Raw genomic sequence first — 14945 nt, forward strand, 5'->3', positions numbered from 1 at the left:
CTGTAAGTCAGCAATACGAGTTAACAACTAGGCACTTAACTTACCAATAAATTTCACTGTACTTGTAAATTAATCAGGCGCTTTCTGTAGAATGTAGGAAATGACTGTAAGTGTCTAATATAGCGGGTTTTTCCCAATGGAGGAAATGCCCAGTATCTGGCACGAGTTTGTATACACAATTGGGTATTTTAGTTACTGCAGCACGTATGCCTTCGTGGTCTAAAATGGTGTCGTGCTCTCCGCAAATTACCAAGGTTTTCGCTTTTATTTCCCGAAGATTGATAAGTTTACTTATATCTCGGCTTGTTTTTACAAACTCGCAGTGTTCGTAAAAGTTCAACAGCTCTTTCTCGTCCATGTTCGAAAATTGGTTTATCATTTGCTGTTTTTGCGATTCGGGAATGTACTGCCCAAAGCATTCGAGCATAAGTGGAGCGATACTTTCAAAATCACCGGTCTTAAACGCCGACTGCCCCTGATGAATAAGGTCTAAAATGGTATCGTTGGTCGATACGCCAAAGCTACCTAGTATCATTTTTTCGATTTTTGCAGGATATTTCGCCGCAATATAAGCTGCAAGTATGGTTCCCCAAGACGCGGCGGCTAGCACCACTTTGTCGGTCTTTGCGGTATCTGCGATAACATTCAACAGTACCTGCTGTTGTTCTTCAAACGTTACCTGTGGTTCTCCCGATAGAATTTCCGCTCTACCTGTACCGGGTAAATCAAATACAACTACCGAAAAAGAGGGAACAAAACGCTTAACAAACGTTCGCCATACTGCCATCGTTTGTTTAGCGCCGCTAATGCATACAATGGTGTCTGGTTTGTCTCCATAATTACGGTAGGGCACAAGAAACCTATCACAACGTATACTGCCTTTTACAACCTTCACACAATCGCCTCATTACTCTTAGCGCAGTTGATTTGCTATCAATGCTTTATTATCTACTATTGGTTTTTGACCAAACCAAATTGACCAGAGTGCCTCAGTGAGTTCTCTGTTGTCTGTTTCTACAATTCTTTGTTCATTGAAATGTACGATAAGTTTCGTTTTATCTATACGAGTTAACACCAATCGGGATTTCTCAGTTATATCGTTATCGAAGCCTTCTGACAATCGTATTATGTCGTTTTTAATTTCGCTCAAATCTTTACCGGGGTTATTACGCTCAATACCGTCGATAAGTGCCTCTTCTACTTGCTCTCGTGAAACGTCGCGTAAAAACTCTATTTCAACCCGTTGCGACAGATCGCCTGCAGCGATGAGTTTTATAAGTTCGTCGGGATTGCTCGACTTTTCCGCGGGCCAGGCCATGAAGTGACTGATTTTGTAAACACTGAAAAAAAAGCGTTTTCTAATTGTTGAACCGCTGAAGACTAAGGGTATTGAACGCGCCTCAGCGCGAGAATTAGGCGTTGTTTCTGCATCTGCTGCAGACGCGTTGGCACAATGTATGGTCAAAAAAAACAGAAAAGGTAGCAGCAACGACGAGGTACCAGTGCATAGGAATAACGATTTATAAGGCATATTTCCAGCGAATGAATTCAACGAATGCTCCAACAGACCTACTAAAACGAGGTTAGAGATTACGTTGTTAAACTACATTAAAAAAGCATGTTAACAAATAATTAATGTTTATGTAGCCTAGAATGAATTCAAGCTTTATTCGCTTGATAAGAGTGTTGAAAAAAGGGCAGAAACTTTTAGTTGTTCTTGAGTTTGCAATCACAAATTAACAAAACAAACACTACAAAGAAAATGCCCAAACAAAACAACGAGAGTGATGGCTTACAAGCCTAGTACCTTAGCGCGAATGTTAAACGCACATTTCTTGGTTCTACTGGGTGATAGTGCAAATCTTCAATGCCTCCCTCGGGCTCACCGGGTAATCGCGAAGCATAGAAATAGTCAATATCGTGGTCGTCACTATCAAGGGCGTTTAACACTTCCAAAGTAATATCCCAGTTGGGCTGTCTGTATACCGCCTGAGCATTAAGTAGAAAAGTTGAAGGTGGAGAAACTTCATCAAAACTTTCAACGGTGCGTGAACTCAGGTAGCGGGCACGCAATGTATAGCTCATGCCTAATTGATTACTGTTTTGGTAGTAAGTCGCGCCAGCGCTAATAACACCAGGAACCGTACCGTCGATATGTCTTCCCTCGCCCTCAACGCGGTCGCTAAAGCGTGCTTTTGTATAGGCTGCTTCTATGTCGGTAGTAAGGTGATGGTTTACCCAATAATAGGCGCTTATCTCTATACCGTGGCGCTCGGAAGGGCGACTGGGTTCGGTGAAGCCTGCATCGCCAACGTACAGTAACTCGCTATCAAGTTCTAACCGCCAAAGCGCCGCCGAGATGTTAAAGGTTCTTCCGTCTGTGTAATTTAATCCGGTTTCATATCCTAAAGATTTTACTAACAAAGGCGAGGGGGCGGTAGCGTCACCTGTGGATGGGTCAATACTGATCGTTGCTCCTCGTGCATCGTTTGAGTGAAAGCCCTGACCCACATTGGCAAACGCTGTTAAGTTTTCACTTACTGCGTACTTTAGTGCGGCTTTAAGAGTAAATAATCCGTCTCCTTTATTGCCGCTGTTTGCTGCTAAGTCACTATCTACCTCAACGTCTAAATAATCATAGCGGCCACCTAATGAAAGACTCAGATCATCTGAAAGTACAATATTCGATTGTGCGAATAATGAATAACTGCTGCTCTTAACTGCGTCTTCTCTGATTGTGCTAAGGCGTTTAAGATTTTGCGTACGGTATAAGCCAACATTATCAATATCGTCGAAGCGCCATTGGGCACCCATGGTAATAGTGCTTCCCTCGGTTACTTCTAGGGGAAGGGTAGTAAAAATTTCGCCGCCGTAGATTTTTCTGTCATCGGCTTGTTCAAACTGGTCGCCGGTGTCTGGGTTGTCGAGAAAATAAGTGAAGTTTGAAAATAAGGTTAAGTCTGTGTCGATAACATAGAACGATGCATTGACGTCGTCGCTTTTGTAATTCGCAGATAAAGAGTAACGTGACGATTCGCCTCCCACTTGGGTATCGATAGAGCCTAAGCGATCGATAAGGCCGCTTTCTATGGCGCGAGCCGGCACTTGGTCAGCGCCGTTCCAGCTGTTGTCGTAAGCCATTCCAGTAACCGTTAACTCTCCATCAAATAACGGCGTTATGTAGCGGATATTGGCGTTTTTCTTTCTGACGTCTTCGCTAATATCGCTCCACGGTCCTTCGTAGGTTTGATATTCAAGGGCGGCAATAGCTTTTCCGTCACCTATGTCGGCCTGATTAACCGTGGTAATTCGTTGATAGCCATATTCACCTAAAGTGAGAAACAGTTGATTCTTTTCTAGAGAATTTCTTAGATTAAAGAACGCGCCACCGGCACTGGAGAAGTCGCCAATGTTGGCATAATAGGTGCCCTTAAAATAGCTCAGGTTATCTACCATTTCGGGAATAACAAAGTTCAAATCGCTGTAACCTTGACCGTGGCCATGACTTCTCATGTTAATGGGCATACCGTCGACACTCACGGTGAAGTCGGTTCCGTGGTCTAAATTAAAGCCCCTTAAAAAATATTGATTGGCTTTACCTGATCCACTGTGCTGGGTCACCATCATGCCTGGAATGAACTCAAGCATCTCGCCGGTGCGCAGCATGGGGCGCTCTAGCAAAGTATCTCCAGACACCCAGCCTTGAGACGCAGACACAAATTCACCACTTTTTTGTGACATATTACCCTTAACCCGAATGTGCTCTATGTCACCTTCGGCTGGGTCGTCTAATGCAAAAACCGACGATGGAGATAAAATCAATGCAACGCTGAGAGACAGTGCTGAAAGTGCATAACCTGAGTTCATAGTTATCCTTAATGAAGTAGCAAGTTAATTAACAGAACGGGGGGCATTGCGTTTTAGATGCAAGAAAGTGTTTGAAAATATAAATGAAAGTCAGTTGGTACTATCTGTTGGAACTAAATGAAGGTCAGTACTCGCTAGTAGGCTGTTTAATCAATAACATTATGAGTTAACACTCGCTGAGTGCCATCCGTAGTGCTTCATGTACACATGAAAAAGCCCGTAAAACTTGCGTTATACGGGCTTTGATTAGGGCTAGTAATAAGTTACGCGTTAGCCAAGTTGCTTTCTAAGCTCCGCAAAAAATTCATTAATACGCTCAGCATTTTTACCCAAGTCACTTTTGCCCACGCGAGATTTACTGCGCACATCCACCAAAGTGTCGTCGCCTTTCTCCGTTAGCCTAATTACCACATCGTCCTTAAAGCCAAACCAAGTGGTTGTATCTGTGGCTTCGAGCGTGTTGGGCAAAGCGCCAGCGGTGACGTTATCCCATCCTAAAATAGCAATGGTTTTCTCTGCAGCTACGTAAACTTCGTTTACAGGCTGTGGAAGTAGCTGGGTCTTTATTTCAGGATAAGCTTCAAGCTGCTGTTTAGTGATTTCGCCGCCAGCGTAATTAATATCATTTGGCGCACCTTCGCGTAACGGCGCAATGGCAACGAACGCAGGTGGATTTGTTACGTCGGTAGTAATGTCATGAATAGGAGGTACGGTACTGGCCTTGCTCATCATGCTTACCGGCATGGCTACGGCTATGAGCGCCAAGACTGCACAAGCAACTGTACTTCCCCAGTTCACATTTTTACGGTTAATTAGCACTTGCAGTACAATAAGAATAAGGGCTGCGCCGCCTACATAAAAGCCAAAGCGCAACGATGTAAAGGCAGTACCTAAGCTCACACCTGCAAACTGATATAGGGGGCCGGGCAAAACCACCATTAAAAAGCCGACTATGCTGGCTAAGGCAATTAATACTTTCACGTTAACTCCATTATTTTTCTTTTATGTTATGGACCTACTTTAACAGGCATTGTGATTTTTTGGATTACTTTCACAACATAATTTTGCAAGTACCCCCGTTATTGCAAAAGACCGAGCAGAGAAGCATTTTTTGCCGGTGATTGCAGACCGGTTATTGCAGACAGCCAAGTAACGCTTTTTAGGACAGGCATGTTAACGCTTTCAAGACAGTCATGTTACGGTTAGATTGCTGTTAACAATAATGTTTAACGAGGTGAGCTTGAAAACGAAGAACATGGAAATAAATAACAGGGAAACAAAGAACAGTAGTTCTCAAGTACATGAAGCACTCGCTGATTTGCTCGTGGACATACTATCAACGATGACTGACCTTTTTAGACAAGGGGTTAGCGAATACCAGTTAATCTCAAAGCTTAAAAATCCGCCTTATTCGGTATTTGACGATGAGGCATTGCGAGACCCTCTTGTACTATTTAAAACTCACTTTGTCTTATTTCACGCTTTGTATTGCTTGCGAAATCAATGGCGCATGAGCGGCATTGGCGAGTTAGATATTCACGCACTCAATATCCAGCTATCTGCACCTACCTCTTCATGTGATAGCGCTTATGAAAGCTTCCAGAAAAGCAGCCAGAAAAGTAGCCAAGATAGCAGCGACAACAGCGACGAACCTGAAAACCATGCGGTTGACGCACACGACGCATTGGCGTCTTACTATCTAAATTGGTCAAATTTTGAAGAGACAGACAAAGAAAGCGTAGAAGCGTTGCTTGATAGCTTTTGGACTCAAATGGGGCATGCTCAATTCGAGACCTATACCGACCACGAAATCGACGATGCTCACCAAGTATTAGGGTTTTCATACACTACGTACTTATCAATGAAAGAAAAGGCATCATGCAACGTCACGTTAGCAGATGTTAAAAAACACTACAGAAAAAAGCTGCAGCAACAGCATCCTGACAAAGGTGGCAGCGTAGAAGGCGCTCAGCGCGTTATTTCTGCATATCAATTATTGATAAAATTTTATTCGTTTAAATAGAATAAAATAACGCTGATTTGTAGGTATTATAAGGATTAAAAGAACGTCGAAGGCTGTTTAACGACAACATTTGTAAATTCAGCCGCTCGGTCTTTTATTCTTTAGTATAAGCGCGCACAATACGCAGGATAAGAGCGTAGATTCGTTAAACGATCACCTAACTATGCCACACCTAAACCGGTACTCCACAGCTAATGGCTTCAGTCCACAAGTGAGTATCCCGGCAGTTTGTAAAGATACATATTTAAACTTGGTCAAAAGGCCTTTCGATGCATTTCGCCGTCATTGGCGAGGTAATGTAGTTGGTATTTCGCCGCCCGCATTTAATAAGTTATTGGGAAAAAGAAGATTTATGAGTCGCATTTTTTATCTTACTGCAACACTACTCACCGTGTTAGGCGTTGTTGGGTGTTCAAACGAGTCAGCATCATCACCAGGTTCTCAGCAGTCCATGCCTGCGCCTTCGGTTTCTGTGATAACTATTAAAAGACAGCCTGTTACCCACGAAATGGTGTTGCCTGGGCGCGTAAGCCCGTCACGGCAATCTCAGGTCAGGCCGCAAGTTGATGGTGTTATTACAGCGCGACTTTTTGAAGAAGGTGCGCAGGTAAAAAAAGGTCAGCAGCTTTACCAAATAGATGAGGCGCGCTATTTAGCGCAACTCAATAGTGCAAAAGCAGATTTAAAGAGTGCACAAGCTAATCTAAAAACACTGGAAGCCAAGGCGCGTCGATACGACGACTTAGTTGAGAAAAATGCAGTAAGTAAACAAGAGTACGACGATGTTATTGCTCAAAAAGAGCAAGCCCAAGCAGCTATAAGTGTGGCAGAAGCAGCGGTAGACGTTGCCAAGGTCAGCATGGGCTACACCAAGGTTTACGCGCCAATAAGCGGTCAAATAAGTCGCTCATTTGTTACTGAGGGAACCTTGGTTACTACGAATCAGGCGCAGCAACTTGCGGTTATTACTCAGCTCGATCCAGTTTACATTGATATGCAGGAGTCGGGTGCTTCAATACTGACCTTACGTCAATCTATGCGCAATCAAGGTTCAATGGATGTTGAACTCACTGTAGACGAGGTAAGTGGCGAGAAATACTCGCACACAGGTAGCGTAAAGTTTTCAGAAGTGACTGTAGATGAAAGCACCGGGTCTGTAACGTTGCGTGCTGAAATGCCCAACCCCGATAGCATTTTGTTACCAGGGCTGTTTGTAAAAGGCCATGTAATAACTGGGCGAGAGAATGCTTTGCTTGTTCCACAAAGAGCCACTACCCGTCAGCCGAATGGCTCGCTGTCAGTATATGTTGTAGGAGACGACGGCACCGTAGAGGGCAGAACGCTGAATGTTGGGCAAATATATCGCGACCAGTATGTAGTTAACGGCGGCCTTAGCGAAGGTGATCGCGTTATTGTTACCGGGTATCAGAAAGTTAAACCAGGTGCCAAAGTGAATGCATCTGAATGGCAACCCTCATCACGCGGCTCACGATAAGCAAGCAAGGAATTTTTAGTTATGGCTCGCTTTTTTATAGACAGACCCGTGTTTGCATGGGTGCTAGCAATTATTACTATGATGGCAGGTGTGCTTGCCATTATTTCTCTTCCCATTGAGCAATACCCTAAAGTAGCGCCACCTACCGTTACTATTAGTGCATCGTATCCTGGAGCATCGGCAGAAACCGTAGAAAACTCTGTTACACAGGTCATCGAGCAAAGCTTGTCGGGCATTGATAACTTACGCTATTTTTCTGCTAGCAGTTCGAACAGCAGTGTTTCAATTAGCTTAACGTTTGAACCCGGTACCGACCCAGATATTGCGCAAGTACAAACACAAAACAAAGTGCAGGGTGCGCTGCCGCTGTTGCCAAGTGAAGTGCAACAACAGGGCGTTACTGTATCTAAGTCGAACAGCGCTTTTGCATTAGCGGTTGGTTTTTATTCTGAAGACGACACTATGAATCAGTACGATTTGAGTGATCTACTGGTGTCGCAGTTTCAAGATCCCATTTCCCGTGTCAATGGCGTGGGGAATGTGCGCGTATTCGGCGCACAGCGTTCTATGCGTATTTGGTTAGATCCGGATAAATTGAACAGTTACAACCTAACGCCTGTGGACGTACAGGCTGCGGTTCAAGTGCAAAACACCGATGTCTCTGCCGGTCAGTTAGGTGGCTTACCCGCCATTAATAATCAGCAAATTAATGCCACTATTCAGGCGCAAAGCCGCCTACAAACAGAAAAAGATTTTGAAAACATTGTGCTGCGGGTTAATACCGATGGCTCACAGGTAAGAGTGCGCGATGTTGCCCGCGTAGAACTCGGCGCGCAAAGTTACGATGTCATTGTACGCTATGACAGGCGTCCTGCGTCGGGCATGGCCATTAGCTTAAGCTCGGGCGCAAATGCGCTTGAGACAATAAAAGACGTAAAAGCTCGTGTAGAAGAGCTTAGAGCTAACCTGCCAGATAGTGTGAAAGTGGTGTACCCCGTTGATAGCTCTCCTTTCATTGAATTGTCTATAGAGTCTGTGGTGAAAACACTTATTGAAGCCGTGATACTGGTGTTTTTAGTCATGCTGCTGTTTTTGCAAAATTGGCGTGCAACGCTTATCCCTACCATAGCCGTGCCGGTTGTATTGCTTGGTACATTCGCAGTGCTTTTGTTATTTGGGTTTAGCATAAACGTGCTTACCATGTTCGCTATGGTGTTAGCTATCGGGCTGTTGGTAGACGATGCTATCGTTGTTGTAGAAAACGTTGAGCGAATTATGGAAGAGGAGGGACTGCCGCCCGCCGAAGCCACCAAAAAATCTATGACTCAAATTACCGGCGCGCTGGTGGGTATTGCAGCTGTGCTTTCTACCGTATTTATTCCCATGGCCTTCTTTAGTGGTTCTGCAGGAGTTATTTATCGTCAGTTCTCGGTAACTATTGTATCTGCAATGGCGTTTTCAGTATTAGTGGCCATTGTTTTATCTCCTTCGCTCTGCGCTACCTTGTTAAAAAAGCACCCCGAAAATCACGATAAAAATAAGGGCTTTTTTGGCTGGTTTAATCGCACTTTCAATAAAGGTAGAGATTCCTACCAGCGCACAACAACTCACATGGCGAAGCGGGCTAAGCGCTATTTTGTTGTGTATGGTTTGTTAGTGGGTGGTATGGCGTTTATTTTCAGCCAGCTTCCAGGGGCATTTTTGCCCGATGAAGACCAAGGCCGCATGATGGTGTTAGTAAGCACACCTCCGGGAGCAACCGCAGGAAGAACTCTAGAGTCGATAAAGCAAGCGGAAGATTATTTTCTCGATCAAGAGCAGGAGGCGGTAAACGGCCTGTTTTCAGTGGTTGGATTTAGCTTTGCTGGTCAAGCGCAAAATGCGGGCATGGCATTTATAAATTTGAATGATTGGAGCGAACGCGACGAGGATAGCTCGGCATTTGCTGTACTAGGCCGAGCGTTTGGTGCCTTTAGTCAAATTGAAGATGCATCTGCATTTCCTATTGTGCCGCCACCTATTATGGAATTAGGTAACGCTACGGGTTTTGATATGCAGCTAGTGGATCGAGGTGGTAATGGTCACGAAGCGTTAATGAACGCCCGTAACCAGTTGCTAGGTATGGCTGCGCAAAACCTTAAACTTGCGGGCGTTCGCCCCAACGGATTAAGCGATGTGCCGCAATTTAAGATAAACATCGACAGTGAGAAAGCCTCAGCACTGGGTCTGAACTTAAGTGACATTAACCGAACTCTACAAATTGCATGGGGTTCGAGCTACGTTAATGATTTTATCGATAAAGGGCGTATTAAGCGCGTATACATGCAGGGTGACATTCCACATCGCATGACGCCAGACGACCTTGAAAAATGGTATGTGCGCAACAGTAACGGCGAAATGGTGGCGTTTAGCTCGTTTGCCAGCACAGAGTGGGTGTACGGGTCACCTAAACTTGAACGCTTTAACGGTATTTCTTCGGTGAATATTCAGGGCAGTCCTGCCGAGGGTGTTTCATCGGGAGAAGCCATTGCTGAAATGGAAAAGTTGGTTGCGCAGTTACCACCGGGCTACGGCATCGAATGGGCTGGCTTATCTTATGAAGAGCAGCAGGCAGGCTCGCAGGCCCCAATGCTTTATGCTATCTCTATTCTAGTGGTGTTTTTATGTCTTGCTGCTCTATATGAAAGCTGGTCGGTTCCTTTTGCGGTAATGCTGGTAGTGCCGTTGGGGATCCTTGGTTCTGTAACTGCAGCGTTTATATTTAATCTGCCCAATGACGTGTATTTGCAGGTGGCGTTTTTAACCACAGTGGGCTTAGCCGCAAAGAACGCAATTTTAATTGTGGAGTTTGCGAAAGAAGAATATGAGAAGGGTGTCGATTTAATGACTGCCGTATCTAATGCCGCGTCTCAGCGCTTCCGCCCTATTTTAATGACCTCTATGGCTTTCATTTTAGGTGTAACGCCGCTGGCGCTGGCTAGTGGAGCAGGCGCTGCTAGTCAAAACGCCATTGGTATTGCTGTGATGGGTGGAATGTTCGCGGCCACTTTCTTGGCTATTTTCTTTGTTCCCATGTTTTATGTGATGGTGGAAAAACTATTCCATAAACAAAACAAGTAATGTAAGGTCAAAAAGAGGTTTAGTTAGCGTGATATTGAATCTATCGACTTTTCAATAAGGACATTAGCAAGATGACGACTGTTGTATTTTCTCACGGAAAAGAAAGTGGCCCATGGGGCAGTAAAATTACCACACTTTCTAACGTAGCAAGTGATATGGGCTTTGGTGTTGAAAGTATCGACTATCAAGACCTCGATTGCCCAGAGGCTCGATTATTACGGCTGAAAGACACTATTGCTGAGAAGTGTAACGACGTTATTTTGGTGGGTTCAAGCATGGGCGGTTACGTTTCGTTAGCGGCAGCTAGCCAAATATCCGCTCGTGGGGTTTTTCTGATGGCCCCCGCGCTATATATGCCAGATTATGAAATTCAGCGTTTTCCTTACGACGGCTATCTGAGCGTAGTTCACGGTTGGAACGACGATATTATTCCTATCGAGAACAGCCTCAAATACGCTCGCCATCAAAAAGCACAGTTGTTGCTTTTAAATGACGGGCACCGTTTGGCAAACAGCAAGTCTGTTATTTCACCCTTCTTCAGAAATTGGTTAGAAAAGTTTCGCTATTAAATATATAGCTACTAATTTTATAGCAATATGAATTTCGGTACGCTATTACACGCACTTTTACAAAAAGCGCCCACTTTATGTGGGCGTTTTTGTTTTCCGTGGAATGCTTTTAATAAGACTAATCGCTTAGTTGTTCGTTTTTTATAAGTGCAGGAAAGTGAGCGAATTTATGGCATGATGAACGCAAGCTATCGTGATTTTACACAGGCAGAAGAAAATGGCATTTAGTCTACCTCAAGAGCCAGATTGGCCCTCTTTGATAAAATCCGGATGTCGGGTTTTTGTTGGCGGTAACGCGTCAGTACCTCACGCCCTAGTACAACACCTCATAGATAACAGCGAGGGTTTTAGCGACATCGAGTTAGTTCATATGTTGGCGTTAGGCGATACACGCTGGGTAAAAGAGGAATATAAAAACCTGTTTAAAGCCAACACCTTTTTTATCGGCGGAGATGCGGTAAGAAAAGCGGTGGATGAAGGACGGGCAGACTATACACCCGTATTTCTATCTGAAATTTCGAGCTTGTTCAGTGACGGTACATTGGCATTAGATGCGGCCTTAGTGAATGTTAGCCCTCCTGATGAGTTTGGCTACTGCTCGCTAGGTGCAGCGGTAGATATTGCAATGTCTGCACAGCGACATAGTAAAAAAGTGATTGCGCAAATTAACTCTCATGTCCCCCGCACCGCGGGTCATTCTTATATTCACATTAGTGAAATTCACGCCTGCATAGAGGCCGATGAGCCGCTGGTAGAAGTATCTACTCCTCCCATTGATAGTGTGGCTGAACGTATTGGTCAGTATGTTGCAATGTTAGTAAACGACGGCGCAACGCTACAGTTTGGGATAGGAAAAATACCGAGTGCTACGCTGAAATATTTATGCACGCACAAAGATTTAGGTATTCATAGCGAGATGCTCACCGACAGTATTATCGAGCTACTAGAGTCTGGCGCAGTCACGAATAAGAAAAAAACATTTCACCCAGGTAAAGTGGTGACTAGCTTTGCCATCGGAACTCGCAAGCTTTATGAGCTTATCGATAATAATCCGCACATAGAGTTTTATCCGAGCAGTTACGTTAATAAGCCTACTAATATCGCTAAAAATGACAACATGGTAGCCATCAATAGTGCCCTTGAAGTAGATCTCACCGGGCAGGTTGTTGCCGATTCTCTGGGCTACGATTTTTATAGTGGAATAGGTGGGCAAGTTGATTTTGTAACCGGGGCCTCAATCAGCAAAGGCGGCAAGGCTATTATCGCGTTACCCTCTACAGCGCAAAATGAAACAGTGTCGCGTATTACGCCAAAAATAAGTGAAGGCGCAGGTGTGGTTACCTCGCGAGGAAATGTGCAATACGTAGTGACCGAATATGGGATAGCGTCGCTAAAAGGTAAGAGTATTCGAGAAAGAGCGCTTGAACTCATTCGGGTTGCCCACCCTAAGTTTCGCTCTGCGCTATTAGAAGAGGTGCGCCAGCATTACTGGGTTCCGCACTACCAAGAAAAGTACCCTACCGATATTCCGGAACTCGGCGCTATTCAGCTTAAAAAACTCGATATTCGGGGCGAACGTTTTTATATGCGCCCCCTAAACCCTGCTGATGAAAGGCGACTGCAGGAATTCTTTTATTCCCATACCAAAGAGACGTTACGCCTTCGCTATAACTACGACCCTAAGCAAATGTCGCGAGAAAAATCATGTAATTTAGTGAGCGTGGACCAAAGTTCCGATGCGGCTCTTTGTATAGTTCGCCAAGAGGGCTCGCGTATCACTATTCATGCGGTGGGACGCTTTTATTTTAATCCTTCAGATAATACCTGTGAGGCGGCATTTGTTACCCGCGAAACACAACAGGGTAAGGGCATGGCGAAGTTGTTATTAAAAGAGCTCATTAATATCGCGAAAAAGCGCTCTATTAGCCAGATGATGGCATACGTGCGCGGAGACAATATGCCCATGATTACCATTTTTGAGCATGCTAAATTTAAGCGAAAATTTACCGGCGACCCGAGTGAGGTTGAGTTGGTACTTGATGTGGCGTCACTGACATGACTATAAAAATTTTCCGTGGCAAACACGGTACAAAACACGACTTAGGAAAAGAGCACCCAGAATCGCCAGACAGATTGTTTGCCATAGACGATCAGCTACTGTCCTCAGGGTTAGAGATGATTTGCGAGCACGGCGACGCTACACCTATTCCCGAAGCGTATTTATCGTTGGCACACGACCCTTATTACATAAAAAGTGTATTTGAACGTGCTGCGCAAGTTACGTTTAGTGACGATGAAAAAACGATGTATTCAGGCGAGAAGATCGCCACAGCATGGCTAGATGAAGATACCGGGTTAATGAAGTACAGTTTAGCCGCTGCCCTTGAGTCTGCGGGAGCCGGCTGTAACGCAGTAGACTATGTTATGGCAGGAACCGAGCGCCAAGCTTTTTGTGCTACTCGCCCGCCTGGGCATCACGCTACCTACGATAGTGCCATGGGTTTTTGCGTGTTTAATAACATTGTTTTAGCGGCGCGCTATGCATTGCAAAATTACAATTTGCAGCGAGTAGCGATTGTCGATTTTGATGTGCATCATGGCAATGGAACAGAGCAAATAGTGGCTGGCGATCAGCGCATAATGCTGTGTTCAAGCTTTCAGCATCCGTTTTACCCTCATAGCGGTGCACCGGTATCAGCCAGTAATATACTGGCAGTTCCCCTTGATGCGGGAATAACCGGCGACGTGTTCAGAGAAAAAGTACAGCATTGGTTTAGTGCGCTGACCAATTTTCAGCCTCAGCTTATATTGATTTCAGCGGGTTTTGACGCACATGCTGAAGATCCAATGGCTCACTTACGCCTCGTAGAAGACGATTATTTTTGGGTTAGCCAAGCGCTCAGGCGCGTTGCCGACACCTGCTGCGAAGGGCGCATTGTGAGTATGCTAGAGGGCGGATATGACCTTAGCGCCCTTGGCCGCAGCGTGGTTGCTCACTTAAAAGGGCTAAGCCAGCCCTAAAACGCGAGCATGTAAGTAGCCGCACCAACCATGGCAAGGTTTTCAGTAAGCGAAATAAAGCCTAGCGGCAAGTCTGAATTGCCGCCTACGCAGGCGCATTTTAGCTCTCGCTTATCAATGTAAACCGCTTTTATCACCGACACTGCGCCTACACTACCAATAAATAAGGAGATGGGGGCAACGATATAGGCAGGAAAGCTCGCTAGCATCCCAAGGCCGGCATAAGCCTCTGCAAACGGGTAGATATAGGCGTAGCGTAAATGACGCATTGCGAGTAGGTCGTAAGTGATAAATTGGTTAGAAAACGCCACTAAATCTTGAAGTTTCTGCATGGCTAACAACACCATGGTAATGCCAATAAACGCCATTATTGCCCGCTCTAGGCTAAAAGAAAATTCACCGCTCAGCATTATTGCGCATACCATTAGTGCGGCGAGTGAAAAGGTGACAATAATTGGCGTATAGCGAGACCCTTTGTCTTCTTCTTGCTCGAGATTAAAAAAGTCTCGTAAATCGTCGTAACCACCAATACGACGCCCTTCAATAAAGGTTTGTGGTGTGGTTTTTACGTCGTGCTCTGCCTTAAACGCGTCGGTCTGTTCTCTTGAGCTTAAGTGATTGTCGTCTACTTTATAGCCTTTTCGCTCAAGCAAATCTTTTGATTTTAGTCCGAACGGGCAGATATGCTCGTTGGTCACCATTCTATAAAGTGTCGCTTCTCTTGCTTTAGTCATGACGTACAATCCCCTTTGAAAGCTTTTCACATTTGCAAGTGGACAGTGCAATAGTTTCACAGTGAGTGAACAAAGACCTTCACTGTAGCCACTTGTGCGGCTAGTTTAGAATAACT

11 protein-coding genes are annotated in these 14945 nt (G+C 44.9%); 6 read left to right on the top strand and 5 right to left on the bottom strand.

Going from position 1 to position 14945, the window contains the following annotated elements; all coding sequences use genetic code 11:
- Positions 1–73: 73 nt before the first annotated feature.
- The 4 genes from BM528_RS00845 to BM528_RS00860 all read right to left on the bottom strand — a co-directional run bounded on the left by BM528_RS00845 (position 74) and on the right by BM528_RS00860 (position 4848).
- Complete coding sequence (locus BM528_RS00845) at positions 74–895, bottom strand: alpha/beta fold hydrolase (RefSeq protein WP_071978265.1); 822 nt, start codon at positions 893–895, stop codon at positions 74–76.
- 18 nt (positions 896–913) lie between these two features.
- Entirely contained in the window at positions 914–1531 is a 618-nt protein-coding gene (locus BM528_RS00850; protein ID WP_071978266.1) for a chalcone isomerase family protein, read from the bottom strand.
- Between the two features lie 269 nt (positions 1532–1800).
- Positions 1801–3867, bottom strand: a complete 2067-nt coding sequence (locus BM528_RS00855; RefSeq protein ID WP_083595153.1) for a TonB-dependent receptor — start codon at positions 3865–3867, stop codon at positions 1801–1803.
- Positions 3868–4137: 270 nt separating this feature from the next.
- A complete protein-coding gene (locus BM528_RS00860; RefSeq protein WP_071978267.1) occupies positions 4138–4848 on the bottom strand; it encodes a DUF1499 domain-containing protein in 711 nt (236 codons plus the stop codon).
- 274 nt (positions 4849–5122) lie between these two features.
- Here BM528_RS00860 and BM528_RS00865 point away from each other — a divergent pair, with 274 nt between their 5' ends.
- The 6 genes from BM528_RS00865 (at position 5123) to BM528_RS00890 (ending at position 14095) form a co-directional block, all read left to right on the top strand.
- Positions 5123–5890, top strand: coding sequence for a DNA-J related domain-containing protein (locus BM528_RS00865; protein ID WP_071978268.1), 768 nt, complete (start codon positions 5123–5125; stop codon positions 5888–5890).
- Between the two features lie 352 nt (positions 5891–6242).
- Positions 6243–7385 carry an efflux RND transporter periplasmic adaptor subunit gene (locus BM528_RS00870; RefSeq protein ID WP_071978269.1) on the top strand — a complete coding sequence of 381 codons (1143 nt, stop codon included), beginning with the start codon at positions 6243–6245 and terminating at the stop codon, positions 7383–7385.
- A 21-nt stretch (positions 7386–7406) separates the two neighbouring features.
- Positions 7407–10505: an efflux RND transporter permease subunit gene (locus BM528_RS00875; protein WP_071978270.1), complete on the top strand. Its 3099-nt coding sequence runs from the start codon at positions 7407–7409 to the stop codon at positions 10503–10505.
- A gap of 71 nt (positions 10506–10576) precedes the next feature.
- Complete coding sequence (locus BM528_RS00880) at positions 10577–11074, top strand: alpha/beta hydrolase (protein ID WP_071978271.1); 498 nt, start codon at positions 10577–10579, stop codon at positions 11072–11074.
- Between the two features lie 217 nt (positions 11075–11291).
- Entirely contained in the window at positions 11292–13133 is a 1842-nt protein-coding gene (locus BM528_RS00885; protein ID WP_071978272.1) for a bifunctional acetyl-CoA hydrolase/transferase family protein/GNAT family N-acetyltransferase, read from the top strand.
- The gene (locus tag BM528_RS00890) at positions 13130–14095 is read left to right on the top strand and encodes a histone deacetylase family protein (protein WP_071978273.1); all 966 of its coding nucleotides are present in this window, start codon (positions 13130–13132) and stop codon (positions 14093–14095) included. Before BM528_RS00885 ends, BM528_RS00890 begins: the two co-directional genes overlap by 4 nt.
- On the opposite strand, the gene BM528_RS00895 is transcribed toward BM528_RS00890, so the two are convergent.
- Positions 14092–14829: a MauE/DoxX family redox-associated membrane protein gene (locus tag BM528_RS00895; protein ID WP_071978274.1), complete on the bottom strand. Its 738-nt coding sequence runs from the start codon at positions 14827–14829 to the stop codon at positions 14092–14094. The two genes, BM528_RS00890 and BM528_RS00895, sit on opposite strands and share 4 nt — an antisense overlap.
- Positions 14830–14945: the final 116 nt, after the last annotated feature.

The organism is Alteromonas sp. RW2A1, assembly GCF_001886475.1.
Lineage (GTDB): Bacteria > Pseudomonadota > Gammaproteobacteria > Enterobacterales > Alteromonadaceae > Alteromonas > Alteromonas hispanica.